General features: G+C 28.4%; 26 protein-coding genes and 1 pseudogene. 15 read left to right on the top strand and 12 right to left on the bottom strand.

Translation table 11 applies throughout. The features are described 5' to 3' along the window. Nucleotides 1-11 precede the first annotated feature (11 nt). The 4 genes from pseB to ELQ05_RS01585 are packed head-to-tail and all read left to right on the top strand — an operon-like array spanning nt 12 to nt 4,224. Complete coding sequence (gene pseB / locus ELQ05_RS01570) at nt 12-1,016, top strand: UDP-N-acetylglucosamine 4,6-dehydratase (inverting) (protein WP_002858028.1); 1,005 nt, start codon at nt 12-14, stop codon at nt 1,014-1,016. Between the two features lies 1 nt (nt 1,017). Beyond that, nucleotides 1,018-2,148 carry a UDP-4-amino-4,6-dideoxy-N-acetyl-beta-L-altrosamine transaminase gene (gene pseC, locus ELQ05_RS01575; protein ID WP_134239869.1) on the top strand — a complete coding sequence of 377 codons (1,131 nt, stop codon included), beginning with the start codon at nt 1,018-1,020 and terminating at the stop codon, nt 2,146-2,148. Next, complete coding sequence (locus ELQ05_RS01580; protein WP_134239870.1) at nt 2,141-3,454, top strand: DUF4910 domain-containing protein; 1,314 nt, start codon at nt 2,141-2,143, stop codon at nt 3,452-3,454. Before pseC ends, ELQ05_RS01580 begins: the two co-directional genes overlap by 8 nt. Next, nucleotides 3,451-4,224: an AAC(3) family N-acetyltransferase gene (locus tag ELQ05_RS01585; protein WP_134239871.1), complete on the top strand. Its 774-nt coding sequence runs from the start codon at nt 3,451-3,453 to the stop codon at nt 4,222-4,224. Before ELQ05_RS01580 ends, ELQ05_RS01585 begins: the two co-directional genes overlap by 4 nt. On the opposite strand, the gene ELQ05_RS01590 is transcribed toward ELQ05_RS01585, so the two are convergent. Genes ELQ05_RS01590 through ELQ05_RS01615 form a run of 6 tightly spaced genes read right to left on the bottom strand, consistent with a single transcriptional unit; the run spans nt 4,221 to nt 8,534 of the window. Continuing rightward, on the bottom strand, nt 4,221-4,970 hold the full coding sequence (locus tag ELQ05_RS01590) for an SDR family NAD(P)-dependent oxidoreductase (RefSeq protein WP_134239872.1): 750 nt from the start codon (nt 4,968-4,970) through the stop codon (nt 4,221-4,223). The genes ELQ05_RS01585 and ELQ05_RS01590 overlap by 4 nt on opposite strands. 11 nt (nt 4,971-4,981) lie before the next feature. Beyond that, the gene (locus ELQ05_RS01595) at nt 4,982-6,022 is read right to left on the bottom strand and encodes an aromatic ring-hydroxylating dioxygenase subunit alpha (protein WP_243832727.1); all 1,041 of its coding nucleotides are present in this window, start codon (nt 6,020-6,022) and stop codon (nt 4,982-4,984) included. Between the two features lie 5 nt (nt 6,023-6,027). Continuing rightward, nucleotides 6,028-7,002 carry a ketoacyl-ACP synthase III gene (locus ELQ05_RS01600; protein ID WP_134239874.1) on the bottom strand — a complete coding sequence of 325 codons (975 nt, stop codon included), beginning with the start codon at nt 7,000-7,002 and terminating at the stop codon, nt 6,028-6,030. Nucleotides 7,003-7,012: 10 nt separating this feature from the next. Continuing rightward, entirely contained in the window at nt 7,013-7,237 is a 225-nt protein-coding gene (locus tag ELQ05_RS01605) for an acyl carrier protein (protein WP_134239875.1), read from the bottom strand. A 38-nt stretch (nt 7,238-7,275) separates the two neighbouring features. Further along, nucleotides 7,276-8,313 carry a ketoacyl-ACP synthase III gene (locus tag ELQ05_RS01610; protein ID WP_134239876.1) on the bottom strand — a complete coding sequence of 346 codons (1,038 nt, stop codon included), beginning with the start codon at nt 8,311-8,313 and terminating at the stop codon, nt 7,276-7,278. Continuing rightward, nucleotides 8,310-8,534, bottom strand: coding sequence for a phosphopantetheine-binding protein (locus ELQ05_RS01615; RefSeq protein WP_166738665.1), 225 nt, complete (start codon nt 8,532-8,534; stop codon nt 8,310-8,312). The genes ELQ05_RS01610 and ELQ05_RS01615 overlap by 4 nt, the downstream gene beginning before the upstream one ends. A gap of 420 nt (nt 8,535-8,954) precedes the next feature. On the opposite strand from ELQ05_RS01615, the gene ELQ05_RS01620 reads away from it, so the two are divergent. Genes ELQ05_RS01620 through ELQ05_RS01630 form a run of 3 tightly spaced genes read left to right on the top strand, consistent with a single transcriptional unit; the run spans nt 8,955 to nt 11,532 of the window. Further along, nucleotides 8,955-9,797 (top strand): AAC(3) family N-acetyltransferase, encoded by an 843-nt coding sequence (locus ELQ05_RS01620; protein WP_134239878.1) that lies wholly within the window; start codon nt 8,955-8,957, stop codon nt 9,795-9,797. Then, complete coding sequence (locus ELQ05_RS01625) at nt 9,757-11,265, top strand: AMP-binding protein (protein ID WP_134239879.1); 1,509 nt, start codon at nt 9,757-9,759, stop codon at nt 11,263-11,265. Before ELQ05_RS01620 ends, ELQ05_RS01625 begins: the two co-directional genes overlap by 41 nt. A 39-nt stretch (nt 11,266-11,304) precedes the next feature. Next, the gene (locus tag ELQ05_RS01630) at nt 11,305-11,532 is read left to right on the top strand and encodes an acyl carrier protein (RefSeq protein ID WP_134239880.1); all 228 of its coding nucleotides are present in this window, start codon (nt 11,305-11,307) and stop codon (nt 11,530-11,532) included. Here the strand turns inward: ELQ05_RS01630 and ELQ05_RS01635 are convergent. Beyond that, on the bottom strand, nt 11,529-12,599 hold the full coding sequence (locus tag ELQ05_RS01635; RefSeq protein WP_134239881.1) for an acyl carrier protein: 1,071 nt from the start codon (nt 12,597-12,599) through the stop codon (nt 11,529-11,531). The genes ELQ05_RS01630 and ELQ05_RS01635 overlap by 4 nt on opposite strands. Before the next feature lie 105 nt (nt 12,600-12,704). On the opposite strand from ELQ05_RS01635, the gene ELQ05_RS01640 reads away from it, so the two are divergent. Further along, nucleotides 12,705-13,745 (top strand): 3-oxoacyl-ACP synthase, encoded by a 1,041-nt coding sequence (locus ELQ05_RS01640; protein ID WP_134239882.1) that lies wholly within the window; start codon nt 12,705-12,707, stop codon nt 13,743-13,745. A 60-nt stretch (nt 13,746-13,805) separates the two neighbouring features. On the opposite strand, the pseudogene ELQ05_RS08355 reads toward ELQ05_RS01640, so the two are convergent. Continuing rightward, nucleotides 13,806-15,016 (bottom strand): annotated as a pseudogene (locus ELQ05_RS08355) (DUF2920 family protein). A 91-nt stretch (nt 15,017-15,107) separates the two neighbouring features. On the opposite strand from ELQ05_RS08355, the gene pseF reads away from it, so the two are divergent. The 3 genes from pseF to pseH are packed head-to-tail and all read left to right on the top strand — an operon-like array spanning nt 15,108 to nt 17,084. Next, entirely contained in the window at nt 15,108-15,806 is a 699-nt protein-coding gene (pseF, locus tag ELQ05_RS01655) for a pseudaminic acid cytidylyltransferase (protein WP_070248716.1), read from the top strand. After that, nucleotides 15,790-16,614 carry a UDP-2,4-diacetamido-2,4,6-trideoxy-beta-L-altropyranose hydrolase gene (gene pseG / locus ELQ05_RS01660; protein WP_070248714.1) on the top strand — a complete coding sequence of 275 codons (825 nt, stop codon included), beginning with the start codon at nt 15,790-15,792 and terminating at the stop codon, nt 16,612-16,614. Before pseF ends, pseG begins: the two co-directional genes overlap by 17 nt. Then, on the top strand, nt 16,611-17,084 hold the full coding sequence (pseH, locus tag ELQ05_RS01665; protein ID WP_134239885.1) for a UDP-4-amino-4,6-dideoxy-N-acetyl-beta-L-altrosamine N-acetyltransferase: 474 nt from the start codon (nt 16,611-16,613) through the stop codon (nt 17,082-17,084). Before pseG ends, pseH begins: the two co-directional genes overlap by 4 nt. On the opposite strand, the gene ELQ05_RS01670 is transcribed toward pseH, so the two are convergent. The 3 genes from ELQ05_RS01670 to pseA are packed head-to-tail and all read right to left on the bottom strand — an operon-like array spanning nt 17,049 to nt 19,534. After that, the gene (locus ELQ05_RS01670) at nt 17,049-17,795 is read right to left on the bottom strand and encodes a HisA/HisF-related TIM barrel protein (protein ID WP_052825486.1); all 747 of its coding nucleotides are present in this window, start codon (nt 17,793-17,795) and stop codon (nt 17,049-17,051) included. The genes pseH and ELQ05_RS01670 overlap by 36 nt on opposite strands. Beyond that, the gene (hisH, locus tag ELQ05_RS01675; protein WP_079460952.1) at nt 17,796-18,401 is read right to left on the bottom strand and encodes an imidazole glycerol phosphate synthase subunit HisH; all 606 of its coding nucleotides are present in this window, start codon (nt 18,399-18,401) and stop codon (nt 17,796-17,798) included. After that, nucleotides 18,398-19,534, bottom strand: coding sequence for a pseudaminic acid biosynthesis protein PseA (gene pseA / locus ELQ05_RS01680; protein ID WP_052825488.1), 1,137 nt, complete (start codon nt 19,532-19,534; stop codon nt 18,398-18,400). The genes hisH and pseA overlap by 4 nt, the downstream gene beginning before the upstream one ends. 255 nt (nt 19,535-19,789) lie before the next feature. Here pseA and pseI point away from each other — a divergent pair, with 255 nt between their 5' ends. Genes pseI through ELQ05_RS01700 form a run of 4 tightly spaced genes read left to right on the top strand, consistent with a single transcriptional unit; the run spans nt 19,790 to nt 26,530 of the window. Further along, complete coding sequence (gene pseI / locus ELQ05_RS01685; protein ID WP_052825489.1) at nt 19,790-20,821, top strand: pseudaminic acid synthase; 1,032 nt, start codon at nt 19,790-19,792, stop codon at nt 20,819-20,821. Then, a complete protein-coding gene (locus ELQ05_RS01690) occupies nt 20,818-22,671 on the top strand; it encodes a motility associated factor glycosyltransferase family protein (RefSeq protein WP_134239886.1) in 1,854 nt (617 codons plus the stop codon). Before pseI ends, ELQ05_RS01690 begins: the two co-directional genes overlap by 4 nt. Before the next feature lie 15 nt (nt 22,672-22,686). Further along, nucleotides 22,687-24,651, top strand: coding sequence for a motility associated factor glycosyltransferase family protein (locus ELQ05_RS01695; protein WP_134239887.1), 1,965 nt, complete (start codon nt 22,687-22,689; stop codon nt 24,649-24,651). Further along, entirely contained in the window at nt 24,632-26,530 is a 1,899-nt protein-coding gene (locus ELQ05_RS01700) for a motility associated factor glycosyltransferase family protein (protein ID WP_134239888.1), read from the top strand. Before ELQ05_RS01695 ends, ELQ05_RS01700 begins: the two co-directional genes overlap by 20 nt. Before the next feature lie 28 nt (nt 26,531-26,558). On the opposite strand, the gene ELQ05_RS01705 is transcribed toward ELQ05_RS01700, so the two are convergent. Next, nucleotides 26,559-26,829 (bottom strand): flagellin (locus ELQ05_RS01705; protein WP_134239915.1); only part of this gene is annotated, 271 nt, incomplete at its 5' end.

Below are 26,829 nucleotides of genomic sequence, written 5' to 3' on the forward strand. Positions count from 1 at the left end.
AGGAAGGCAAAATGTTTAACAAAAAAAATATCTTAATCACAGGCGGAACAGGCTCTTTTGGAAAAACCTATACTAAGGTTTTACTAGAAAATTATAAACCTAATAAAATCATCATTTATTCTCGTGATGAGCTCAAACAATTTGAAATGGCAAGCGTTTTTAATGCTCCTTGTATGCGTTATTTTATAGGAGATGTAAGAGATAAAGAGCGTTTAAGTGCTGCTATGCGTGATGTGGATTTTGTTATACATGCTGCTGCGATGAAGCATGTGCCTATTGCTGAATATAACCCTATGGAATGTATAAAAACCAATATCCACGGTGCGCAAAATGTTATCGATGCTTGTTTTGAAAATGGGGTTAAAAAATGTATCGCTCTTAGCACAGATAAGGCTTGCAATCCTGTAAATTTATACGGTGCAACCAAACTTGCAAGCGACAAGCTTTTTGTCGCTGCAAACAATATAGCAGGTAACAAACAAACACGCTTTGGTGTTACAAGATATGGCAATGTTGTAGGCTCAAGAGGATCAGTGGTGCCTTTTTTTAAAAAACTCATCAGTGAAGGAGCTAAAGAACTTCCTATCACTGATACAAGAATGACTCGTTTTTGGATCAGCCTTGAAGATGGAGTAAAATTTGTGCTGAGTAATTTTGAAAGAATGCATGGAGGAGAAATTTTCATCCCTAAAATTCCTTCTATGAAAATCACCGATCTAGCCCATGCTTTAGCTCCTAATTTAAGCCATAAAATCATAGGTATAAGAGCAGGAGAAAAACTACATGAAATCATGATTTCAAGCGATGATAGTCATTTAACCTATGAATTTGAAAACTACTATGCTATAAGCCCGAGTATTAAATTTGTAGATAAAGATAATGACTTTAGTATCAATGCCCTAGGTGAAAAAGGACAAAAAGTAAAAGATGGTTTTTCTTATAGCTCGGATAATAATCCTTTATGGGCAAGTGAAAAAGAACTTTTAGAAATCATCAATCACACCGAAGGTTTTTAAAATGCTTACTTATTCTCATCAAAACATCGATCAAAGTGATATAGATACACTTATAAAAGCTTTAAAAGATGAAATTTTAACAGGGGGTAAAAAGGTAGATGAATTTGAAGAAGCCCTTTGTGAATATGTGGATGTAAAATACGCTTGTGTGTTAAACTCAGCCACTTCAGCCCTTCATCTTGCCTACACAGCACTAGGCGTCCAAGAAAAAATCGTTTTAACCACTCCTTTAACCTTCGCTGCTACAGCTAATGCGGCTTTAATGGCTGGGGCTAAGGTAGAGTTTATCGACATTAAAAACGATGGCAATATTGATGAAAAAAAACTAGAAGCAAGACTTTTAAAAGATAGTGAAAATATAGGAGTTATTAGCGTAGTGGATTTTGCGGGCAATAGCGTTGAAATGGATGAAATTTCAAACCTTGCTAAAAAATATAATATTCCTTTAATCGATGATGCAAGCCATGCTTTAGGCGCTTTGTATAAAAGTGAAAAAGTGGGGAAAAAAGCCGATCTTTCTATCTTTTCTTTTCACCCTGTTAAGCCTATTACCACTTTTGAAGGTGGGGCTGTGGTGAGTGATAATGAAGAGCTTATCGCTAAAATCAAACTTTTAAGAAGTCATGGCATAATTAAAAAAAGACTTTGGGATAGCGATATGGTAGAACTTGGCTATAATTACCGCTTAAGTGATGTTGCTTGTGCTTTAGGGATAAATCAGCTTAAAAAACTCGATCACAATCTTGAAAAAAGAGAAGAAATCGCAAGTTTTTATGATAAAGAATTTGAAAAAAATCCTTATTTTTCTACGATAAAAATCAAAGATTATAAAAAAAGCTCAAGACATTTGTATCCTATTTTACTTTTTCCTGAATTTTATTGTCAAAAAGAAGAACTTTTTGAAAGCTTACTTCATGTAGGAATTGGCGTACAGGTACATTATAAACCGACTTATGAGTTTAGTTTTTATAAAAAACTCTTAGGAGAAATAAAACTCCAAAATGTGGATAATTTTTACAAAGCCGAGCTTAGCATACCTTGTCATCAAGAAATGAATCTAAAAGATGCAAAATTTGTAAAAGATACTTTATTTAGCATTCTTGAAAAAGTTAAAAAGGGATATTGTGGATAAGCTAGACTTTAGAAGTCAAGATTTTAGCCAAACTGGAAAGGCTATGTATGAACTAGCTTGTGAACTTTTTCCTATCCCTAGGAGTATCACAGGACAAGGTTTTAGAGATAGCTTAGAAATTTTAAATAAAACTCTGGGGGGGGGTATACTCAAATTTCACTCTATAAAAAGTGGTACAAAAGTTTTTGACTGGATAGTCCCTGATGAATGGAATGTTAAAGAAGCCTATATCATCACTCCAGAGGGAGAAAAAATTTGTGATTTTAAAAAGCATAATTTACACCTTCTAAACTATAGCGAAGCCATCGATCAAGAAATCGAACTAGAAGAGCTTCAAGATCATCTTTACTCCATAGAAGAAATACCTGATGCCATTCCTTACGTAACGAGTTACTATAAAAGGCGTTGGGGATTTTGTCTCACACACAATGAAAGAAAAAAACTTAAAAAAGGCAAATACAAAGTCTATATCGATGCGAAACATGATGAAAATGGGGTTTTAGATTATGCTGATTTTATCCTACCAAGTACGCAAAATTCAAAAGATGAAATTTTAATTTCAACCTATCTTTGCCACCCTTCCATGGCAAATAATGAGCTTAGCGGACCTGTGGTAGCTATTTTTCTAGCAAAATGGCTTTTGAGTTTAAAAGAAAGAAGATATAATTACCGCTTTGTCATCATCCCTGAAACCATAGGCTCTATAGTCTATCTTAACAAACATTTAGAGCATTTAAAAAAACATGTTAAAGCAGGCTTTGTGCTTTCTTGCTTAGGCGATGATCATGCTTACTCACTCATACATACACCTAAAGAAAACACTCTAAGCGATAAAGTTGCCCTGCATACGCTTAAAAATAAAGAAAATTTCAAAGCTTTTAGTTTTTTAGATCGTGGAAGTGATGAAAGACAATACAATGCTCCGCTTGTAAATCTTGGTATAGTAGGAGTATGTCGCACAAGATACCTAGAATACGAACAATACCACACTAGCAAAGATGATCTCAATTTTATCTCCAAAAAAGGTTTAATGGGTGGACTTCAAAGCATACAAGAAATGATTTTAAATCTAGAAATCAACGCTGTATATGAAAACACCATAGTATGCGAACCCAATCTTGGCAAAAGAGGACTATATCATACTCTTAGCACTGCCAATGACATTCCTTTGGCTTGTAATTTTCTAGCTTACTGCGATGGGGAAAATGATATCATTGATATAGCCAATATCTTAAATATACAAGCTTATGAATTTAAAGAACTTTTGGTAAAGATTTTAGAATACAAATTAGCGAGGAAAATATGAAAAATCTTTTAAAATATGATGGAAAAATATATTCTCAGGATGATTTAATAGAGGCTTTAATAAGACTAGGTATACAAAAAGGTGATATTATTTGTTCTCATAGCGAGATTTACAGCTTTGGCATTCCACTATTGCCTATAAAAGATTTTTTAAATGCCTTGCTTGAGTGTTTATTTGAAGTCATTGGTAAAGAAGGAACACTTATCATGCCAACTTTTACTTATAGTTTTTGCAAAAACGAAGTTTATGATAAACTTAATTCCAAATGCACTGTAGGAGCTTTAAATGAATTTTTTAGAAAACAAAAAGGGGTAAAAAGAACCAATGATCCTATCTTTTCTTTTGCTGTAAAAGGTGCCAATGAAGAATTGTTTTTAAATAAAGAACAAGAATCATGTTTTGATGAAAATAGTCCTTATGCAATACTCACACGAAATAATGGAAAAATTTTAAATTTTGGAAATAAAGATTGTTTTACTTTTGTGCATTATCCTGAAGAAAGTGCAAATATCACATATAGATATCATAAAACATTTAAAGGTGTGATACTTGATGAAAATAATAATGAAATTGAAAAAAGTATTATTTTTTTTGTAAGACACCAAGGAGTTACTACAAGTGATGAAAAAATAATACACTTTTTAAGACAAAAAAATTATTTCAAGGAAACAAACTTCGCTAATGCAATATTAGCTATAATTCAAACTCGAGATTTTTATAATGATTTATTAAAAACATTTAAAGAGAATGAAAATATTTTTAAAGTTTAAAAAATACTTCTTCCGCCATCTGCAACAATGCTTTGACCGGTTATCCAAGCACTAAATGGACTCAATAAGAAGGTACACAAATTGGCAATATCAATTTCTCTTCCAAGTCCCAAAGGGTAAAAATTTATTAATTCATGTTCATAATCTTTTGATCTTATTGAGATAACTTTTTCTGTCATTTCTGTATCGATATGTGCTGGCAAAATACTATTGATTCTATAACCAAATTTAGCAAAATCTTTAACCAAACTTACCGCTAACGAATTTAAGGCTCCCTTTGAAGAATCATAAATACTCATAGAAGACATACTTAATTTTAAAGACGCAGCACTTATTAAAACAACGCTGAGATTTTCTGATTTTCTTTTATCATAAAGACATTTTAAAAGCTCCAGACAACTAAAAAAATTTACATCAAAAACTTTTTTTGCTTCTTCTATATCCACCATTCTTAAAGGTTTAATACATGAAACTCCAGCAAAATAAGCCATAGCATTGATTTTACCATATTGGGTTACAATTTCATCAATTAAATCCTTAATCCCTATTTGGACACTTAAATCATACACTTTATAATCTAAATTTTTACACTCATGTTTGAGTTTTTTTAATCTATCTTCTCGTCTTGCCACTGCAATCACTTTTGCTCCATAAGAATCTAATATTTGACAAGTTTTTCTACCTAAACCACTACTAGCTCCTATAATTAAACAAACTTTATCCTTTAAAGAAAAATCTTTATCCATCAATTATCTCCTTAATTCATTGTCCTTTGATATTGCTCATGAAAATAAGAAATTCTTTTTTCTAAATTTTTTGCATAACAAAAATTTTTTAAATCTAGAAATTTGCTTCCTTGAATTAAATTTGTAACCTGTACATCTTCTTGAAAAATTCTTTTATTCATAGCAATAATTTCTTTAGCAAACAATTTAGTATCTAACCTTGATTTAGCAATATAATTTCTTGAAATAAAATAAGTTTTATTATAAGTATTAGGAAAATAATTTTGAATAGAATATGAGTATCCAAAAGTTGAACTAATAATAGTAAAAGGAAATAGATGATAAGAAAAATACTTATCTTCAAAATAATTATCTGGCAAAAAAACTGTTCTGCTTTTTTGTAATTTTAAATAAATTTTTTCATTCGAAATTTGTCCACATGTTTTAGAATTATAATTAATAAATTTGGGCTCATCTTTGATTTGCAATATTCCTAAAGATTCCGGATGGACACAATTTACATGATAAATTTCTAAACTATTTTCTACTCCTATCTTCCAATTAGAATTATAATCTATAGGAGAATTACAACCTATGAAACGATCGATACTATAGCTAATTTTCTCCAATTCCTCATAAAAACCTTCTAATTGTTGTTTTAAACTACATGTTGCATCATGTGAAAAAAATATAAAATTTCCACAAAAATCTATTTTTAGTCTGAAAAGATCAAATTGTCTAGATTGATCAAATTCTAATCTATTGGGGATTAAAAGCTTTTTATTTTTATAACTCCAATGGTGATAAAGACATTTTATTTCTCCATTACCCTTAAAAAAACCATAATTTTCAATATTTAAAAGTCTTGCTCCACGATGTGGACAAATATTATAAAAAGCAATAATTTCTTCATTATCATTATAAATAACAATTTCAAAATCATAAATTTTTAAAATTACATAATCTTTATTGTTTTTTATTTCTTCTTTATGACAACCAAAAATCCAAAATTTTTTATATATTTTTTCAAATTCTTTCTTTTCAACATCACAATCACGGTAATCATTGTACATATTTTTCACAAATTCCCTTCATAAATAAGACTACAAGAACAATCTAGAGTTTCTAATATGCAAGTTGCTATAGATAACCCGACACCAAAACCTATAAGTATAACATTGCGATAATTTTTATTTTTTTTAGTATCGCTAATCAACAAAGGAATTGAATTAGAGCTTGTATTGCCGAAATTATTAATATTAATTGGTAATTTATCCTGAATATTTAATTTATTTCCCAGATAGGTCAATAAAAAAGCATTAGCTTGATGAAAATAAAATTGTGAGATAGATTCTTTAGTTAAAGATGAAAATTGCAATATTCTATCAATTTCCAAAGGAATATGTTTCAATGTAAAATCAAAAACATCCACACCCTTCATTTGCATTACCCCCCCCCCATAAGGAGCTATAATACAATCATATCCTTCACCTAAAGTTTTAAAGCAAAAATAACTTTGAGATATTTTATTTTCAATTGCAGTGCAACTAACACCATCTCCAAAAAGTAAAGCAACATCTCTTGCATTTGGGTCAATAACATTGGTTGACACATCTCCAACTAAAAGTAAAATGCGATTTAATCCATTGGAGATATAATTATAAGCAACATTTAACCCATACACATAGCCACTACATCCTAAATTAACATCAAAAGCAAACAAATCGTTTTGCCTTAAGCCTAATTTTCCTTGTAAATAGCAAGCCATAGCTGGAAAACAAAATTCATTACTTTGAGAAACAACAATAATTGCATCAATACTTTCTTTATCCCACTGAAGTGCTTTTAATGTTTCATTGGCGGCTTTTAAAAATAAATCACTAATTTTTTCATTTTTACCTTTATCTACAATATAGCGCGTTTCAACACCTATCTGCTTTAAAGTTTTATTAATTTCTCTTTCGCTAAAATGCTCACTTTTGCGATTAAAACACTTTTTACTCGGAACAATGGAAGTAATATGTGCAATTTTTGCTTGACTAAAACTTTGCATAATAAATCTTTTAATTAATATTAGCTAATTTTAAAACATCTTTAACTGTTTTTAATGTGGAAATTTGTTCAGAATTAATATTCATGCTTAACTTAGTATCAAAAAGAGTCATTAAACTCAAATAAGCAAGACTATCCCAATCCTCATAATCGCCTAAAATACTTTCTTCGCTTAAACTTCCATCATCTAGCATTAAAATTTCTTCTAATGCACTTAACATTTCTTGTTTATTCATTTTAATTACTCCTATTATAAGTTAAAATAATACAAAATTTAATTTGCAAATAATAATTCACTTTCAAACTCAAGCTTATTAAATAAAGCTATTCCTATAGACAAACCAACTCCAAAACCTGCCATTATAACATTATCTTGACGGTAATTCTTTTCTTCTGCAAGCAAAATTGCTATGGAAGTACAGCTTGTATTAGCATATTTTGTTATATTTATTGGAAAACACTCATCAGATATTTTTAATTTATCTTTTATTTGCATTAAAGCATAGTGATTTGCTTGATGTAAAAAAAATTTACTTATATCTTTAATATCTAATTGATTTTTTTCTAAAATTTTTAAAATCATATTTAAAACATTTTTATAAGAAAAATTAAAAACTTCCAAGCCTCTCATTTCCATACAAGTTTTAATATTTGTATTTCCATCACTATCTTGATATTCTTGAAATGATTCAAAATCAATTAAATTAGCACTACCGCCATGCGGCACAATGATAGCATTTCGTCCAGATCCATCTGTTTCAAATAAAAATTGAGCATTAAATCCTTCACTATACTCCAAAGCAGTACAACTTGCTGCATCACTAAACAAAAAAGCAATAGATCTATTTTTAGGATATACAAAATCATTAATAGGATCGCCAACAAAAAGTAAAATTTTATCACATTCTTTACTTAAATGACTCATGGCAGCAAAAAGTCCATAAACATAACCAGAACAACCCATCACAATATCATAAGCAAAACAATCTTTAGATAATCTCAACTCTTCTTGCAATAATACAGCGGTAGATGGAAATTTATATTCGTGGTTTTGAGATACTACTATAATCCCCTTGATTTCATCTTTATTCCAACCTTGCTTTTTAACCACATGATCTCCGGCTTGTTTATAAAGACTAAGCATATTTTCATTTTTATCTCTATCTAGAATATAACGTTCTTTTATACCAGAAAGACGAATAATTTTATTTTTTGTTTTTTCATCAAAATTAGGATTATCTATATTTTGAATTTTTTTAGATGGTAAAATTCCGCATATATAAGAAATTTTTTTATTTTTTAAATTTATCATATAAATTTTCCGAGTTTTAATAAATCTTTTATTTGTTTCATTTTTTTTATTTCTATAGGAAATACTTCTATATCTAATTTTTTTTCAAAAAGAATAGAAATTTCTAAAATAGCCACGCTATCAAAATCGTCAAAAGAATTAAGCTCCGCCTCTTCTTTTAAATCATTTATATCCACCATCAAAATTTCAGCAAGTGCGTTTAAAAATTCATTTTTATCCATATCCAATCCCTTCTTAATAATTTTTATAAAATCACTATCAACAAAAGAACAAAAAATATTAATGAAAATTTCCATTTTTTATTAATATAATTCTGAAATTATATCCAAAATACATTAAAATTAAAATAATATTTTAAAACTAGACTTAAAAAATATTAAACAAATATAGATTATAATTGTGATTCCAAAAACCATAATCAAAAGTAAAATTAAGATGTATTTTCCATAAAAAAATTTAATATAATCTAAAAAATTAATATTAACTTAATTTTGGCATCTAACAAAAATAAATGAGAATAAAAGTACATTCTTTAACTTTGCTGCACAATAAATTGTTAAAGAAAATTTAAATTTCAAAGGATTAGCGATCAATGAAAATTAAAAACTCCATACTCGATTCAATAAATAAGAAAGATATCTATGATTGAATTTTTAAAAGCAGGTAATAAAAATTACACAAAAAAAGATTTGATAGAAACTTTAGAAAAACTAGAAATTCAAAAAGGTGATACTATTTGCGTGCATACAGAACTTTTTAATTTTGGCATTCCTTTAATACCTAAAAAAGATCATCTTAGTATCTATATTGAAGCATTTTTAGAAGTCATAGGTAAAAATGGTACTTTAATTATGCCTACTTTTACTTATAGTTTTTGTAAAAATCAAATTTATGATAAATTTCATTCTAAATGCAAAGTTGGAATTTTAAATGAATTTTTTAGATTATGGGGGGGGGTAAAAAGAACAAATGATCCTATTTTTTCTTTTGCCATCAAAGGAAAAAATCAAGAACTTTTTCTAAAAGATACAAAAAGTTGTTTTGGTCAAAATTGTGTTTATGATATGCTTTCTAAAACAAATGGGAAAATAATTCTTTTTGGATCTAAGATCAATGGATACACTTTTACACATTTCATCGAAGAAAAAGCGCAAGTACCTTATAGATATTTTAAAGAATTTAAAGGTAAAATAGCTCTTGAAAATGGTATAAATAAAAATAAAAAAATTAATTATTATGTAAGAGATTTAAATATGGATTCAGATTTAGATGTTTATAAACAAATTCAAATCCTACAACAAGATAATAATTTTAAAATAGAAAATTTTGCCAATTCAAGCATTGTAAATATAAATGCAAATAGATATTTAAGCGCAACTTTAAGAGCTTTAGAAAAAAATGCTTATTGTTTATTAACTGATTTAAAAAAATTAAAGGAAAATCATGCTCACCCACATCTACAACTTTCTAGAAAAAAGCGTTGAAAATTTTAGTAAAAAAACTGCCTTTATTGAACCTTTTGCTAAAGAAAGAAAAGAAATCACTTATAAAGAAATTGATCTTTTTTCTAAAAAACTAGCCAGTGAAATTTTAAAAACTTTAGGAAATGATAATCCTATCCAAGCTCCTGTTTTAATCATCTTACCTAAAGGGATTGATTGTTTGATTTCATTTTTTGGAGTAGCGCTCAGTGGAAATTTTTATACCCTTTTAGATGAAAAAAGTCCTAAAGAAAGAGTAGAAAAAGTCATAGAAGTTTTAAAGCCTAAACTTTTTATCACTTCAAAGGATTTAAATTTTAATTTAGATTTGCCTACGCTTTATACACAAGACTTTGAAAGTTTTGATATAGATGAGAGTTTAATAAAAAATGCAAAAGAAAAACACATAGATACTAATTTACTCTATGTTTTCTTTACTAGTGGGAGCACAGGCATTCCTAAAGGAGTAAGCATAGCACATAAGAGTGTGATTGATTATACTTTTTGGGTATGTGAGACTTTTAAATTTGATGAGAATGAAATTTTAGCCAATCAAGCGCCATTTTATTTTGACAATAGCATTTTAGATATTTTTTCAAGCGTAAAATCAGGAGCAACTTTACACCTTTTACCTAATCATCTTTTTGCCTTTCCAAATAAAATTTTAGAATGCCTTGAAAAAGAAAAAGTAAGCACTATATTTTGGGTGCCTTCAGTGCTGATTTATTTTGCAAATACCGAAGCTTTGAATAATTTTAGTTTAAACGCCTTAAAAAAGATACTTTTTTGTGGCGAAATCATGCCTAATAAACAGCTAAATATTTGGCGTAAACACTTACCCAATGCTTTATTTGCTAACCTTTATGGTCCAACAGAAATCACTGATGTATGTTCTTTTTATATCATCAATCGCACTTTTAAAGATGAAGAACTTTTACCTATAGGCAAAGCATGTAAAAACACAGAACTTTTAGTTTTTGATGAAAATATGAATTTCATAAGTCCTAAAGAAATAGGTATTAAAGGGGAGCTTTACGTGCGTGGAACTTCTTTGTCTTTAGGGTATTATAATGATAAAGAAAAAAGCAAACAAGCTTTTATACAAAATCCTTTGCATGATAATTATTTGGATTTACTCTATAAAACAGGAGATATTGTTTCTTATAATGAATTTGGCGAACTTTTATGCTATGGAAGAGCGGATAATCAGATCAAATATATGGGACATAGGATAGAGCTTGGAGAAATAGAAAGCGTGATCAATTCTCATGCAAGTGTAAAAAATAGTGCTTGTATTTTTAAAGAAGATATTATTTGTTTTTATGAAAGTGAAAAAGAGATTGATCTTAAAGCTTTTTTAAAAGATAAATTACCTTCTTATATGATCCCAAAAAATTTTATTAAAATTGACAAATTTAAACTCAATCAAAATGGTAAAGTTGATAGGAAAATTTTAAAAGAACTTGTTTAAATAAATATTTTATAATTTCAAAAAACCAAAGGAGAGAAAATGCAAGAAATCAAACAATTTTTTATCAATATAGAAAGAACAGATATCGATGAAAGTATGGAAAATTTGGTAAGCGAAGATTTTATCGATAGTATTGATATCATGGCTTTGGTTGCTGAAATAGAAAAATTTTATAAAAAACCATTGAAAGCGGAATTTATCACACCTGAAAATTTTGAAAGTTTTGAAAATATCAAAAAAATGCTTGAAATTGCAATGAAAGACTAATCTTTCCTTGCAAGTTCGAGTTGTTCTTTTAAAGAACTGATGATTTCATTTTTAGAAACAATAATTTGTGCTATAAAATCCGCCACATCATCCCAGTCTTTGCTTAGTGTATGAGTTAAAGTATAATTTTGTTCATATTCTTCCCAATTCACAGGAGTAAAAAGAGAATTTTTATGCGGGAAATATTTGTTTTTTACCCATTCAAGCGAAGAAGCAAAATAATCCACATAAGCCTTGGCAATATCTTTTTGCACTGCAAATTTTAATCTTTTTTCTTTACTGCCTTCAAATTTCCTTCTTGCTATAAAAAGCAAAGAATTAAGATTATCCTGCTTTAAATCTTTTTGGTTTAATCTTGACATAAGTTCCATTCCTAAAAGATTAAAACTTTCATTTTTGGTTTGTTTTAAAATAAAACTCTCATCCCATTCAAGTCCTAAATGATAAACAAAATCTTTAAGTAAAGTCCCTCCTACATAATCCTCCCTTAGAAGTCTTACTATCAAATTTTCTTCTCCAAATACCTTAGCATGAGTTTTGCAAATCCATTCATAGTCAAAAATATATTTTCTAGGATGATCTTGCGGAGCAAAATCAGCAGAATAATACCCCATATTGTTTTTATGATCTTGAGAACAATGTGAGTTTAAATAACCCAAAGTATCTCTAAAATACACAATAATATAAATTTGAGTAAAGCCTAACTCTCTCATAATCTTTTCTAAAATTTCTACATGTTTTTTGGTAGAAAAATCCCAAACTATACCCTCAGCTGAAAAAATAAATTTTTTATCTTTATGTAAAGCACTTTCACTTTTAAAATTTTCTATAGTTCTAAGAAGTCTTTCATTTGCAATATGACTTAAAACACTCTCTTTTTTTAAAATATCTTCTTTTTGAACCAATTCTAAAACCATATCCACTAAAGCCCAATGTCTATTTGCCACTCTAAGACTTTTTGGGTAAATATAGCCTTTTTCCAAAAGCTTTTCTTCATTTTGCATCAAAAAACCTTGTTTTTCTTGATTTCCCGTGTTTGTAGTGCCTATATGCAAATAAGCTGTCATTTTACTATCCTTAAAAATTTTTAGAATTATAACTTAATCTTCCTTAAAAAATTAACTTACAATACGCTATAATTTTTATAACAATTTAAAATAAAGAAATGAAAAATGAAACTAAAACTAAACTCACATATAATTAAAGCTATTAGCATTGTTTTACCAAAAAATTCTCACTCTTTAGATGAAGAATTAAAACAATGTAACTTAAATAAAAACAAATACAAAATTTTGCAACAAAATACTGGTATAAAAAATCATTTCGTATGTCCTGAAAATATTTTTGCAAGTGATTTAGCTAGTAAAGCACTAGAAAAACTTTTTAAAGAAAAACTACTTTCAAAAAACGAGCTGGATGTGCTTTTAGTTTATAGTTTTACACCAGATTTTTTAGCCCCAGCACTTTCAAGTTTAATTCACAAAAATTTAAATCTTAATGAAAAAACATTATGTTATGATAATATCGCTTTTTGTTCAGGTTTTTTACAAGGTTTAGCTCAATCTTTTCTACTTTTGGATAATAAAGATATTAAAAAAGTCGCTTTAGTTTGTGTGAGTGTAAAAAGTAAAAAAATATCAAAAAATGATAAAGTTACTTATCTTAATAATAGCGATAGTGCCAGTGCAATTTTAATTGAAAAATCTAATACAAAAGAAAAAGCTTTATTCTCGCAAGAAATCTTTTCTGATTTCTCCACAGAAGAAACCTTTCCTGTAAAATGTTTTAAAGAAGCAAATGACTTTATCGATATGGATAGAAATCTAACATTCTCTCATTTAAATAAAAATTTTCCTATTTTTTTTAATGATTTTTTCAATAATTTTAAATTAGAAAAAAATAAAATAGACGAGTTTTTTCTTCAAAGTTCTAATAATTTTATAAAGACTAAACTTTTAGAACTTTTAGGTTTTAAAGAAATCAAACAAGATGAAACTCTGGAAAATTATGGTGATACAACCATCAACAAGCTAGTTTTAGATTTAGCAAACTATAATCAAAAGATAATAAAAACAGCTAGTGGCGGGGGGGGGGGATTAAAACAAATCTTTATGGCTAGCTTTGGCACAGGGATTACTTTTAATGCAATGAGTTTAAAAATTGATTTTAGTAAAATCAAAAGCTTTATTAAAATTATCGACTTTGAAAAATAATTTCTTAATGTTTTATTTTAATCTTAGATAAACTTTCTGTATTTTTTTAAAAAATAAAATTCAAATAATCTGAAGTTTAAAACTGTTTCTTACATCCTTAAATACAAATATCTTATCCCTGCAAGGATAAGAGATAGAATTTTCTTGCATTAAAGAATTTCTTCCTTGTAATTTCTCAAGCATTAAAGGAAGTTCTTTTCTAAATAAAGCTTTATCTGTTATTCTCATGCCATGTTCTAAACTTTTTATAAATCTTCCGTCTATATCACTTTCATCTTTTATCAAATTTAAAGTAGCATCATATCCTAAAATTTTATAAATCTCATAAAGATGAATTTTATTTTCAGCAGGAGCACCCTGATCACTTTGACTATGATAACTTACAAAAATCATGTTATCATTATAATTTGTTTGAATTTTAAGATGATTTGAATTTAAAATTGCTCTTATTAAATAATTTTCATCACTAAAATAAAAAGGTGAATTTATCTTACGTGTCCAATATTTTTGCACAAAAGGATAAATCCTATGATTATCTCCTTCAAAGACAAATTCCGCTTGATCCATATCTCTTCCTAAAATATGCGGCAAAAATGGCAAACAAACACCCGAATTATCAATCACACCATCCACATACCAAGGAGCTATTTTTGCTATGAGTAAAGATAAGTATCCTCCATAAGACCCCCCCCATAAATTTTTGGTAAATCTGCAAATTTTGGAAAGCGTTTAACTAAATCTTTTAAAGCATTAATATGATCAATAGCTGCCATAATACCATAGTTTTGATAGTCTCCATTAGGCGGGACAAAATCGCAAAAAAGTTCTATTTTTTGGCTTTCATCAACTAAACCTGCTTGTTTAATCTCTCCAGCTCTTTGTTCTATAAGAGGAATAATTTGCTCGAAATTATTTTCATTAGCGAACAAGTGTCCTAAATTAATATTTTTTAAAATACCATTGATACGATCTAAATCATTTTGATTAGGAATAAGCTTTGGATTGTACTTTTGATCAATACTTTTTCTTGCACAAAAACAATGATAAAAAACATGCACCGCTACAACATCAAAATTTTTAGCGATATATTCTCTATCAAAATCTAAAAAAGAAATATTTGCATTAGCTCCAAAACCTCCTATTATAAAAACTATGGCTTTAATCTCTTTTTCATCATCATAACTGATGCGGTATTCAAGCTTACTGGTTCTTTTGATATTTAGTTCTACATCATCACAAGAATCAATTTCAAAGGTTTGGTTTATAAGCATTATTCCACCCTATTTGCATTATTTTATTGTATTTTAAAGACAATTATACTTAAATTTTAGTAAAATAAAACACAAAAAACAAGGCTTAACTATGAAAAATCTTTGCATAATCCCTGCACGCGGTGGATCAAAAAGAATTCCTAAAAAAAATATCATTGATTTTCTAGGTAAACCTTTAATCGCTTATAGCATAGAAAATGCTTTAAATTCAGGCATTTTTGATGAAGTAATACTTTCAAGCGATGATGAAGAAATCATAGAAGTAGCCTTAAAATACGGTGCAAAAGCTCCATTTGTGCGTGATAAAAATTTAAGCGATGATTATGCTTCAAGCACTGCTGTAGTGCAAAATACTATAGAAATTTTACAAAGCCAAAGTCAAATTTATAATCATGTCTGCTGCCTTTATGCTACTGCTCCTTTGTTAAACAAAGACATTTTAAAACAAGCCTATGAAAAATTTATCCAAAATCAAAGCAAGTTTTTATTTGCTGCCACTGAGTTTGAGTATCCTATACAAAGGGCTTTTTATCTAAATGAGAACAATCAGGTTTATATGTTTGATGAAAAACATTATAAAAGCCGCTCACAAGACTTAATAAAAGCTTATCATGATGCAGGAGCTTTTTATTTTGGCACAAGCAAGGCTTGGCTTGAAGAAGATTTTATGTTTAAACCTCATTCTAGTGCGTTTGTATTACCAAGAAATTTAGTTTGCGATATAGACACCATGCAAGATTTAGAATTTGCAAAAATACTTTATAAGGTAAATTATGAAAGTGCTTTTTAGAAGCGATAGCTCCAGTCAAATAGGCTTTGGACACATTAAACGCGACCTAGTCTTAGCTAAACAATATGATGACGTAAGTTTTGCTTGTTTGCCTTTAGAAGGCTCTTTGATCGATGAAATTCCTTATCCTGTTTATGAGCTTGATAGTGAAAGCATTTATGAACTTATCAATCTCATCAAAGAAGAAAAATTTGAACTTCTTATCATTGATCACTATGGCATCAGCGTAGATGATGAAAAGCTGATCAAGCTTGAAACAGGGGTGAAAATTCTAAGCTTTGATGATGAGATAAAGCCTCATCATTGTGACATTTTACTCAATGTCAATGCTTACTCAAAAGCAAGTGATTATGAAGGTTTAGTGCCTTTTAAATGCGAAGTAAGATGTGGTTTTTCTTATGCCTTAATCAGAGAAGAATTTTATCAAGAAGCTAAAGAAAATAGAGAAAAAAAATATGATTTTTTTATTTGCATGGGCGGAACTGATACAAAAAATCTCTCCTTGCAAATCGCTAGCGAATTGCCTAAAACAAAAATCATAAGCATTGCAACTAGCTCTTCTAATCCCAATCTTAAAAAATTACAAAAATTTGAAAAATTACATAGTAATATTAGATTATTTATCGATCATGAAAATCTTGCAAAATTGATGAATGAAAGCAATAAACTCATCATCAGTGCAAGTTCTTTAGTCAATGAAGCCTTGCTTTTAAAGGCAAATTTCAAAGCTATTTGTTATGTTAAAAATCAAGAACCTACAGCAACTTGGCTTGCTAAAAAAGGCTATGAAGTGGAGTATAGGTATTGATAAAACTTAAAAATTTCACAGAACTCAATTCTCAAGAAATAAAACTGATTTTTAAATGGCGTAATCACCCCGATATCAATCAATTTATGAAAACAAAACAAATTGATTTTGAAGAACATTTAAGATTTTTAAAAAAATTACATCAAGATTCTAATAAAAAATATTTTTTAGTTTTTCAAGATGAGCAGATTATTGGTGTGATTGATTTTGTCAATATCACAACTAAATCTTGTGAATTTGGACTTTATGCAAAACCTGATTTAAAAGGCGTAGGACAAATTTTAATGAATGAAATTCTAAAATACGCTTTTGAAATTTTAAAAGTAGATACTCTTAAAGCTTATGTTTTTAAAAATAATCACAAAGCTTTAAAATTATATCAACAAAATCATTTTACTATTTATGATGAAGATGAAGATTTTTACTATGTTTGCCTAAAGCAATCTCACTGCAAAACCTTGCTTAGCTAATTCTTCTTTTACATCTTTAGGGGTGTACTTAGAAAAATGAAAAATATAAGCCCCCGCTAAAGCATCTGCACCCAAATTTAAAGCTTTAACTCCATCACTTGGATTGCTAAGTCCTCCATTGATGATAAGAGGAATTTTAAGTTTATTTTGAAAGATCTTTAAAAGTTCTAAATCATAACCCTTTGCTTTTCCTTCAAAATCCACAGAAGTTAAAAGAAGCTCTCCAGCTCCTTTTTTTTCATATTCTAAAGCAAGTTCTAAAGGATTTTTTTCAAGTAAATTTCCTCTATCATAAACACAAAATTCATCTCCTTTTCTTTTAACATCTATAGAACAAACTATACATTGAGAACCAAAACGATTTGCCGCTTTACTTATAAAATCTTTATCTTCTAAGGCCTTAGAATTGATAGAAATTTTATCCGCGCCTAAATTTAAAATCTTTTGTATATCTTCAAGAGTTTTTATGCCTCCACCTATAGTTAAGGGCATAAAACATTCTTTAGCAAGATCTTCTATACTTTCAAAATCTATTTCTCCACTTTTTGAAGCTTCTATATCTAAGATAATAAGCTCATCAACATTGCGTGCATTATAAATTCTCATTGTTGAAGTTAAATGCCCTATAGTGCGAAAATCTTTAAATTCTATACTTTTAACAAGTTGAGAATTTTTTAATAAAACACAAGGGATAATTCTAGTTTTTAACATTTAAAGCCTTATAAAATTTTCTAAAAGTTTTAAGCCCAAATTTTGACTTTTTTCAGGATGAAACTGCGTCGCAAAAATATGATCTTTTTGCAAAGATGCGACAAATTTATGCCCATATTGTGCTTTAGCACTTACAAATTCATCTTTGCATTTCGCATAAAAAGAATGCACAAAATAAAAATCACTTCTATTCTCTATGCCTTGATATAGAGGATCTTGTTTTAAAATTTCAAGCTCATTCCAACCCATGTGTGGGATTTTTAAATTTAAATCCTCTTCAAATTTTACAACTTCACCTTCTATAAAACCAAGCCCATCGCAAACTCCACCTTCATAGCCCCTTTCTAAAAAAAGCTGCATTCCCAAACAAATGCCTAAAATAGGTTTTTTTTGCACCAAAACTTGCTCTTTTAAAGCTTCTATAAAACCAAGCTCTTTTAAATTTTTCATCGCTTCTTTAAAAGATCCCACTCCAGGTAAAAGCAACTTATCTGCTTTTTGCAAATCTTTTGGATTTTTAGCTATGAAATTTTTAGCTCCTATTTTTTCAAAAGCCTTAGCAACTGAGTTTAAATTTCCTGCCTTGTAATCAATGAGCGCTATCATTTTAAAACACACTCGTCTTTTCTTACCAAAGAACCATCATAATCTCTTATAAATTTGCCATTTTCATCACGTTTAAAGATTTTTTTATTGGTAAAAGAATCTACTATTTTTTGAAATTCTTCCTCGCTAAAACCACTGAATTCAAGGTATTTTTTAATAGCCTTTTTAGGGAGCTTGCCATCGTATTTTTGCACCAAACGCACCCCTTCTTCACGGCTGATATAACCTAAACGAATATCCAAACAAGCATTATCTGTTGCTCTACCAAAGCCATATTTACAGTATTTTAAATAATCATGCACATGATTAGAATAACAATCTAAATTTTCAAAATTTTCATAAGTAGTCTCAACAGGATGATCTAGAGTTAAAAAACCATATTTTTTAGAAATTTCAAGAATTTTTTTATAGTCCCATTTAAAATAATACCCTAAAAATAGCCCCGTAACCCCTACTCTTTGAAGTTCTTCATCGCTTGGATAAGTATATAAAAATAAATCTTTTTCAGTGATACCATTTACCCCAAGCATATCAGAAGCACGATTTCCTAAAAGTCCACCAAATTCTTCAAGCCACTCTCTACCTAAAATATTCTTATTTTTACTACTCGCAGGACCGCCATACTCTATCTGCGGACTTTCTCCCCAGATGATCAAAGGCACTCCAAAATTTACCGCTATGCGTGGAACAGAAGTAAAAATTCCCAAATGGTTTTGCCACTCATTATCCCCTGTTCTCATAAAAGCTTCACGAGCAAGTTTTTGATAAACTTTTGGATCACGCTTGATATGGATCAAATCCACACCCAAATGATTTAAATTGTCTAAATTTTTGCGCCCTATTTTCGTAGGTACACTAGGCTCAAAACACACACACAAAGGATTAAGTCCAAGTTCAAGCATTTTAACTACTTGAAAAGTAGAATCTTTTCCGCCACTTACTCCGATAACACAATCATAAACAGGATGTTTTTTGTATTTTTTTATAAGCTCAAAAAATTCTTTTTCTCTTTCTTGCCAATTGATTTTTTTATTTTTAGCTTCTTGAGAATGACAAGCATCACAAACTCCATCTTCATCAAAATGTAAATCAGGTTTAGTATCTGGCATCACACATTTTTTGCAAAATTTCATAAATTTCCTTTAATTAGTCTTAAATATATATCGTTATAATTAAATTTTATTTTATAATTTTATATATTTATATTATATAAAAATTAAAAAATGAATGAATTCTATGATTTAAATCCCTATGGCATTTTTTAAATAAAACCAAGCAAAATCATAACAAAGTCGTAATATTTATATAATATAAATATATAAATTGAAGAAATATATAATATAATTATATATCATTTTTAGCAGGAAATTTACCAAAGAAAGAAATACATGCAAATAGGAAATTTTAACACAGATAAAAAAGTTTTTATCATAGCAGAACTTAGTGCCAATCACACAGGAAGTCTTGAAATAGCACTTCAAAGTATAAAAGCTGCCAAAAAAGCAGGTGCTGATGCGATAAAAATCCAAACTTACACTCCAGATAGCCTCACACTAAATAGCGATAAAGAAGATTTTATCATCAAAGGAGGACTTTGGGACAAAAGAAAACTTTACGAGCTTTATCAAAGTGCAAAAACCCCTTATGAATGGCATTCTCAAATCTTTGAAACCGCACAAAATGAAGGCATACTTTGTTTTTCAAGTCCTTTTGCCAAAGAAGATTTAGAATTTCTAAAACGCTTTGATCCTATAGCCTATAAAATCGCTTCTTTTGAAGCCAATGATGAAAATTTCGTACGTTTAATCGCCAAAGAAAAAAAACCTACTATCGTTTCAACGGGCATTGCTACAGAAGAAGAGCTTTTTAGAATCTGTGAAATTTTTAAAGAAGAAAAAAATTCTGATCTCATCTTTTTAAAATGCACTTCAGCTTATCCTGCTGCTATAGAAGATATGAATTTAAAAGGCATAGTAAGTTTAAAAGAAAAATTTAATGTTGAAGTAGGATTAAGTGATCACAGCTTTGGATTTTTAGCCCCTGTTATAGCAGTAGCACTTGGAGCTAGAGTGATAGAAAAGCATTTTATGTTAGATAAAAGCATAGAAAGTGAAGACAGTAAATTTAGTCTTGATTTTGATGAATTTAAAGCTATGGTAAATGCGGTTAGACAGGCCGAAAGTGCTTTAGGCGATGGTAAGTTAGATTTAGATGGAAAGGCGCTTAAAAACCGTGTTTTTGCAAGAAGTTTATACGCAAGCAAAGATATCAAAAAAGGTGAAATTTTCAGCGAAGAAAATGTAAAATCCGTGCGTCCTTCTTTTGGACTACATCCTAAATTTTATCAAGAACTTTTAGGAAAAAAGGCTAGTAAAGATATAGAATTTGGCGATGCTTTAAAAGAAAGTGATTTTAGATGAATAAAGATCTTTTTTTAAAAAACACTCAAGCTTTATTTGAAGTTGATCAAATTTTAGCGTATAAATTACGTGCTTTAGAAAAAAATGATTTTAAAATACTGCAAAATGAAAGTGGAATCAATTTGATAAAAGATGATATCATGCTTTATAAAAATCCCGAACAAGAGCTTTTAGAAAATTTAACTCTTTTTCAAAATAAGTATAAAAAATATCCAGTATTATTTTTCTATGGTTTTGGAAATGGTATGTTTTACAAAGCCTTATGTGAAAATAAAAACCATAAACACATCATCGTTTTTGAAGATGAGCTAGAAATTTTAGCCCTAGCTTTACATCTTTTTGATTTTAGTAAAGAATTAAAAAATGAAAAATTAATACTTTTTCATACTCCAAATATCACTACTGCACAACTTACAACACTTTTTATGTATGAATACATACAAAAAAGTGTGAAAATTTTTAATCTTTTTGTACATAGCGATTTTTATCTTAAATTCTATGCCCATCAAATACAAGAACTTAACAAAAAGCTTATTGAAAATATTCGCTTTATCGTTTTAGCTAAAGGAAATGATCCTTATGATTCTATTATCGGTATCAAACACATGCTTAATAATCTTCCTAAACTTTTAAACCATGGTGTTTTTCAAAATTTCCTAAAAGCAAGAAAACAAAAAGTTAAAAATGCCATCATTGTTTCAACAGGACCTAGCTTAACCAAACAATTGCCTTTACTAAAAAAGTATGCAAACAAAGCCACTATTTTTTGTGCTGATAGTGCTTATCCTATTTTAGCTAAACATGATATAAAACCTGATTATGTTTGCATGTTAGAAAGAGACGATATAGTATCTAAGTGTTTTGATAATGATTTTAAAGAATTTGATAAAGGAATTTTGTTTATCCTGGCTTCAGTGGTTCATAAAGAAGTTATTGAATTTCTTGAAAGAAATAATAGAGAATATATGTTAGCACATCGTCCTTTGCACTTTGCTGTATCTTTAAATCTTAAAGAATTTGGTTATATTGGAGTTGGAGCAAGTGTTGCTAATATGGCTTATGAACTAGCTGCAAGTCTAAGGCATGAAAATATCATTTTCATAGGACAAGACTTAGCTTACGCAGAAGATGGAAGCTCTCATCCAAGAGAGCATATCTATGGAAATGAAGGAGAGAAAATACGCGGTGAAGTTTATACGCTTGCTTATGGGGGAGAAAAACAAGTAAGAACTCAACTCACTTGGAACTTGTTCCGACAAGCATTTGAAAAAGATATTTTTTGGGCAAAAGAAAAATTAAAAATCAATACCTATAACTGCACCCAAGGGGGTGCTAGGATAGAAGGGACTATAGAAAAACCTTTTAAAGAAGTGTGCGAAACCTTGCTTAAAGAAGATCTTGAAAAACCTTTTGACAAACCTAAAATTTTAGAAAACAATGAGATAAAAAATAAATTTTTACAAACTCAAAAACTGCTAATTAAAAATGTCGAACAAAGTGAAAAATTTATAAAAAAATGTCAAAATGAACTAAAAAAACTTGACTTTGAACTTAGTAAATCTCAACTTAATTTACAAGCTCTAATAAAAATTAAGCAAAACCTTTTAATTTTTTTTAAGGATTTTAAAAGATTAAAACTTTTCAATGAGCTCACTCAAGCTATATATTATCATAATGAATGCGAAATTGTTCATTACGAAGTTTTAAATGATCTAGAACAAAACGAAAAAATTAAAGACTTTTTAACCAGTCAAGAAAAATGGTGGATACAAAGCTTTGAGTATTTAAATACTCAAAACCAAATCATAAAAGAAGCTTTAAAAAAATACAAAAATGACGATATTTCATAAATAAAAGGAAAAATTATGAAATTTAATCAAAATCAAATTAAACTTTTTAATAGAAATATCAACGCTTTAAACAATACCGTTTTAAAGGAAAGTTTAAAGCAAATTAAATCAAGTAAATTTGAACTTATTTTAGGCAAAGATAATCTTGATATAAATTTAAAAAATACAAATGATAATACCTTTCTTTATGAAAATGCTATAGATGAATTAAACTCCATGCTTAATATTTATAATGATAAATATCTACTTTATCCTGTATTGTATTTTTATGGTTTTGGAAATGGGATTTTATTTAAAGCCTTGCTTCAAAATAAAAATCACCAACATATAGTTGTTTTTGAAAAAGAATTAGAAATTATCAAGATCATGTTTCATCTTGTGGATTTTTCACAAGAATTAAAAGAAAATAAACTTATAATACTTGATGTTAATTCCTTAGAATTTCAAGATTATTATGACTTATGTTCAAGCAATCCTTTCTTTCAATTTTCAAGAACTTATTTTCTAGAACTTAGTAGCGATTATTATGAAAAAGATAAAGAAAAAATATTAAATTTAAATAATAATCTTATGGATAAATTTAAAAATGCTGTACTTTTAAAAGGTAATGATTCCAAAGATATTCTACAAGGTATAGAGCAACTTATCTATAATCTTCCTAAAATGATCACTCATACTGCTTATCAAGATTTGCTCAAAAAAAGAGAAAATCTTAGTGATACTGCTATTATCGTTTCAACAGGACCTTCTCTTACCAAACAACTTCCTATTTTGAAAAAATACGCAAATAAAGCAACAATCATATCAGCAGATTCTTCTTATCCTATTTTAGCAAAGCATGATATCAAACCTGATTATGTTGTATCTTTAGAAAGAATTTTATTAACCTCAGAATTTTTTAATAATAATTTTGGTGATTTTGATAAAGATATTTTATTTATCACAACTCACTTAACCCATCCTCAAACTATAAAAAATTTAGAAAAAAACAATAGGAATTTTATGTTAGCTTATAGGGGTTCTGAATTTATAAAATACTTAAAAATTAAAAATTTTGGAGAGCTATCTGAAGGACATAGTGTAGCAAATGTAGCTTATGGACTAGCTGTATTTTTAAGGCACAAAAATATTATTTTCATAGGACAAGATTTAGCTTATTCTAATGATGGGTTTTCTCATACAAAAGATTATAGAAATCTTAACAAACATGAAGGTCATTATGAAAGAGACTTTGGACATTTTAGAACCATAGCTTATGGAGGAGTAGGTTTTGTGGAAAGCTCTTTTTATTGGAGTTTATTTAGATTTTTTTTAGAAAAAAGAATTCATGAGGCTAATCAATTAGAACTTTGCAACACCTATAATTGCACCGAAGGTGGAGCTAGGATAGAAGGAGCTATAGAAAAACCCTTTAAAGAAATATGTGAAACTTTGCTTAAAAATAATTTAAATAAAAATTTTCCTAAAATAGATCCATTAAGCAGTCATAAGCAAAATGAACTTTTATTAAAATGTTATTGCAAGATTATAAAAAGTATAAATCACTGCAAAACTTTTAAAAAAGAACTTTTAAAATCTTATAACCACATACAAGAAAGTTTTTCAAATCTAAATTTGATTTCAAATTTAGATGAAGGTAAAGAAATATTAAACTATCTTATCCAAGAAATAGACAAAATAAAATTCAAGCTTGAAGATGAAAAAATGCTAGACTTATATGAAATTTTAGGTCCAATTCTAACTCAATTTGAACTTAATATAGCTAAAATTTATATCTTAAACCCAAAAACTTCGGAAGATTCTTATAAAAAATCTTTACTGTGGGTTAAAGAACATATAGAATTTTTTAAAATGATTCATACTCACATAGAAGCACAAGAAAAAGCTTTGATAAAAAATATCACTCCTTTAGAAAATAAATTAACTCAAAGAAATTTAGAAAAATACAAAAGGAAAATAAATGCAAAATACAATTTTTAACAAAAATTTAAAAGCCATGAATGGCAAGGAATACGATGAACTTAAAGAAAAATTAGTCAAAATAAAAGAACTTAGAGAATTTTCCTATACTTTTGGAAAAGATAATTTAGATATCAATATCATTCAAAAAAGAAATTTAAAAACACTTTATAAAAATCCCTTAAGTGAGCTGGAGAAAAAAATTGAATTTTTTAAAGATTATGAAAGATATCCGGCTTTATTTTTTTACGGTCTTGGAAATGGAATTTTATACAAAGCTTTACTTCAAAATGAAAATCATAAAAGAATAGTTATATTTGAAAAAGAAATTGAAATTATTTTTATAGTTTTAAATTTACTAGACTTTAGTGAAGATATAAGAAAAGGTAGATTTATTTTAATCCATACTCCAGAAATGACTTATGCAAAAGCAGATAATATTTTTTCTTTGAATTCAATTAATCGATTTTTTAAAATTTATAATTTGCACTTGCATTCTGATTTTTATAAAAATTACAAGGAAGATATTTTAAAAATAAATACCCTAAATTCTAAAGCTATTAGAAATATAAGTCTTAGAAGAGGAAATGATCCTAAAGATGCTATGCAAGGGATTGAACAATTTGTAAGAAATATCCCAAAAATGATCTCACATCCAAGTTATCAAACCTTGCTTAAAAAAAGAAGAAATGCCAAAAATGAAAATGTAGCCATTATAGTTTCTACAGGGCCTAGTCTTGAAAAACAGCTTCCCTTGCTTAAACAATATACAAATAAAGCAACTATTTTTTGTGCTGATAGTGCTTATGCAATACTAGCAAAACATAACATAAAGCCTGATTATGTTTGTATGATGGAAAGAGATGACATCACAGCAGAATGTTTTAATAATAATTTTAAAGATTTTGATCAAGGAATCACTTTTCTTGTAACTTCTTTAGTGCATAAAAATACAATTTCTTATCTTGCAAAAAACAAAAGATCTTATATATTAGTTACTAGACCTTTGCCTTTTGCTAGCTCAGTAGAACTTAATGAATTTGGCTATATGAGCTGTGGTTTAAGCGTTGCTCATATGAACTATGAACTAGCTATCAATCTAAACTATAAAAACATTATTTTAATAGGACAAGATCTAGCTTACGCAAAAGATGGAAGTTCTCATTCAAAAGGTTTTATCCATGAAAAACTCCATGATGGACACCATCAAAGAGATTTTAACAAATATACGACTATAGCTTATGGAGGAAAAGGAACAGTTCAAAGCTCTGAAATTTGGACTATATTTAGAGAAATTTTTGAAAATTTTATAGCATCAAATAAAGACAAAATAAAAACTTATAATTGCACTGAAGGTGGAGCTAGGATAGAAGGAGCCATAGAAAAACCGTTTAAAGAAATATGTGAAGCTTTACTTAAAAAAGAACTAAAAAAAACTTTTGTTAAAATTCCTAAACTTTCTAAAATTCAAAGAAACACCTTGATGCTAAAAGCCTATACAAAAATCAAAAAACAAATTCTTTTAGCTGATACTTTTTTAAAAGAATGTAAAAAAATCAAAAACCAATTAACTTCTTTAAAAAGAGGAAATTCTAAACTTACCCTAGATCAAATCAATCAAAATCTAGATAAATTTAAAACTCGTTTAGATTCTAATCGCTATAATTTTTTACTTGAAATTTTAGGTCCAACACTTTATCATGAAGAAAATTTATTAGCTCCTTTATATTTTAAAAAATTTAAAAATGAAAGCGAAAGACAAAATAAACTTTTTGCTTGGCTTTATGCTCATGAATCTTTAATTGAAAGCATTTATGATCTTGCCAACACTCAAAATATCATCTTAAAAAAAGCTATCATTCCTTTACAAGATGAATTAGAAAAAAGAAATTTGATCTAAAGAGCAAATTTTTTGCTCTTTAGAAAGATTATTGTAAAAGTTTTAAAACATTTTGTTGTACAGCATTTGCCTGACTCATAGCATATGAGCCTGATTGTGCAAGTATGTTATACTTTGAAAAATTTGCACTCTCGCTTGCAAAGTCTACATCTCTTATGGTTGATTCTGCTGCTTTGACATTGACTTGAGTTACAGTGATATTATTTATAGTAACTTGAAGTTGATTTTGCACCGAACCTATGTCTGCTCTGATTTGATCAAGATTAGTTATAGCAGTTTCGGCTATATCCATTACAGCC

Source organism: Campylobacter sp. US53, assembly GCF_004378995.1.
GTDB classification, from domain to species: Bacteria; Campylobacterota; Campylobacteria; order Campylobacterales; family Campylobacteraceae; genus Campylobacter_D; species Campylobacter_D jejuni.

What these genes read in the sequence shown, in the direction of transcription:
- pseB (WP_002858028.1), top strand. Translation starts at nt 12, where the DNA reads ATGTTTAACAAAAAAAATATCTTAATCACAGGCGGAACAGGCTCTTTT.
- pseC (WP_134239869.1), top strand. Translation starts at nt 1,018, where the DNA reads ATGCTTACTTATTCTCATCAAAACATCGATCAAAGTGATATAGATACA.
- ELQ05_RS01585 (WP_134239871.1), top strand. Translation starts at nt 3,451, where the DNA reads ATGAAAAATCTTTTAAAATATGATGGAAAAATATATTCTCAGGATGAT.
- ELQ05_RS01590 (WP_134239872.1), bottom strand. Translation starts at nt 4,970, where the DNA reads ATGGATAAAGATTTTTCTTTAAAGGATAAAGTTTGTTTAATTATAGGA.
- ELQ05_RS01595 (WP_243832727.1), bottom strand. Translation starts at nt 6,022, where the DNA reads ATGTACAATGATTACCGTGATTGTGATGTTGAAAAGAAAGAATTTGAA.
- ELQ05_RS01600 (WP_134239874.1), bottom strand. Translation starts at nt 7,002, where the DNA reads ATGCAAAGTTTTAGTCAAGCAAAAATTGCACATATTACTTCCATTGTT.
- ELQ05_RS01605 (WP_134239875.1), bottom strand. Translation starts at nt 7,237, where the DNA reads ATGAATAAACAAGAAATGTTAAGTGCATTAGAAGAAATTTTAATGCTA.
- ELQ05_RS01610 (WP_134239876.1), bottom strand. Translation starts at nt 8,313, where the DNA reads ATGATAAATTTAAAAAATAAAAAAATTTCTTATATATGCGGAATTTTA.
- ELQ05_RS01615 (WP_166738665.1), bottom strand. Translation starts at nt 8,534, where the DNA reads ATGGATAAAAATGAATTTTTAAACGCACTTGCTGAAATTTTGATGGTG.
- ELQ05_RS01620 (WP_134239878.1), top strand. Translation starts at nt 8,955, where the DNA reads ATGATTGAATTTTTAAAAGCAGGTAATAAAAATTACACAAAAAAAGAT.
- ELQ05_RS01625 (WP_134239879.1), top strand. Translation starts at nt 9,757, where the DNA reads ATGCTCACCCACATCTACAACTTTCTAGAAAAAAGCGTTGAAAATTTT.
- ELQ05_RS01630 (WP_134239880.1), top strand. Translation starts at nt 11,305, where the DNA reads ATGCAAGAAATCAAACAATTTTTTATCAATATAGAAAGAACAGATATC.
- ELQ05_RS01635 (WP_134239881.1), bottom strand. Translation starts at nt 12,599, where the DNA reads ATGACAGCTTATTTGCATATAGGCACTACAAACACGGGAAATCAAGAA.
- ELQ05_RS01640 (WP_134239882.1), top strand. Translation starts at nt 12,705, where the DNA reads ATGAAACTAAAACTAAACTCACATATAATTAAAGCTATTAGCATTGTT.
- pseF (WP_070248716.1), top strand. Translation starts at nt 15,108, where the DNA reads ATGAAAAATCTTTGCATAATCCCTGCACGCGGTGGATCAAAAAGAATT.
- pseG (WP_070248714.1), top strand. Translation starts at nt 15,790, where the DNA reads ATGAAAGTGCTTTTTAGAAGCGATAGCTCCAGTCAAATAGGCTTTGGA.
- ELQ05_RS01670 (WP_052825486.1), bottom strand. Translation starts at nt 17,795, where the DNA reads ATGTTAAAAACTAGAATTATCCCTTGTGTTTTATTAAAAAATTCTCAA.
- hisH (WP_079460952.1), bottom strand. Translation starts at nt 18,401, where the DNA reads ATGATAGCGCTCATTGATTACAAGGCAGGAAATTTAAACTCAGTTGCT.
- pseA (WP_052825488.1), bottom strand. Translation starts at nt 19,534, where the DNA reads ATGAAATTTTGCAAAAAATGTGTGATGCCAGATACTAAACCTGATTTA.
- pseI (WP_052825489.1), top strand. Translation starts at nt 19,790, where the DNA reads ATGCAAATAGGAAATTTTAACACAGATAAAAAAGTTTTTATCATAGCA.
- ELQ05_RS01690 (WP_134239886.1), top strand. Translation starts at nt 20,818, where the DNA reads ATGAATAAAGATCTTTTTTTAAAAAACACTCAAGCTTTATTTGAAGTT.
- ELQ05_RS01695 (WP_134239887.1), top strand. Translation starts at nt 22,687, where the DNA reads ATGAAATTTAATCAAAATCAAATTAAACTTTTTAATAGAAATATCAAC.
- ELQ05_RS01700 (WP_134239888.1), top strand. Translation starts at nt 24,632, where the DNA reads ATGCAAAATACAATTTTTAACAAAAATTTAAAAGCCATGAATGGCAAG.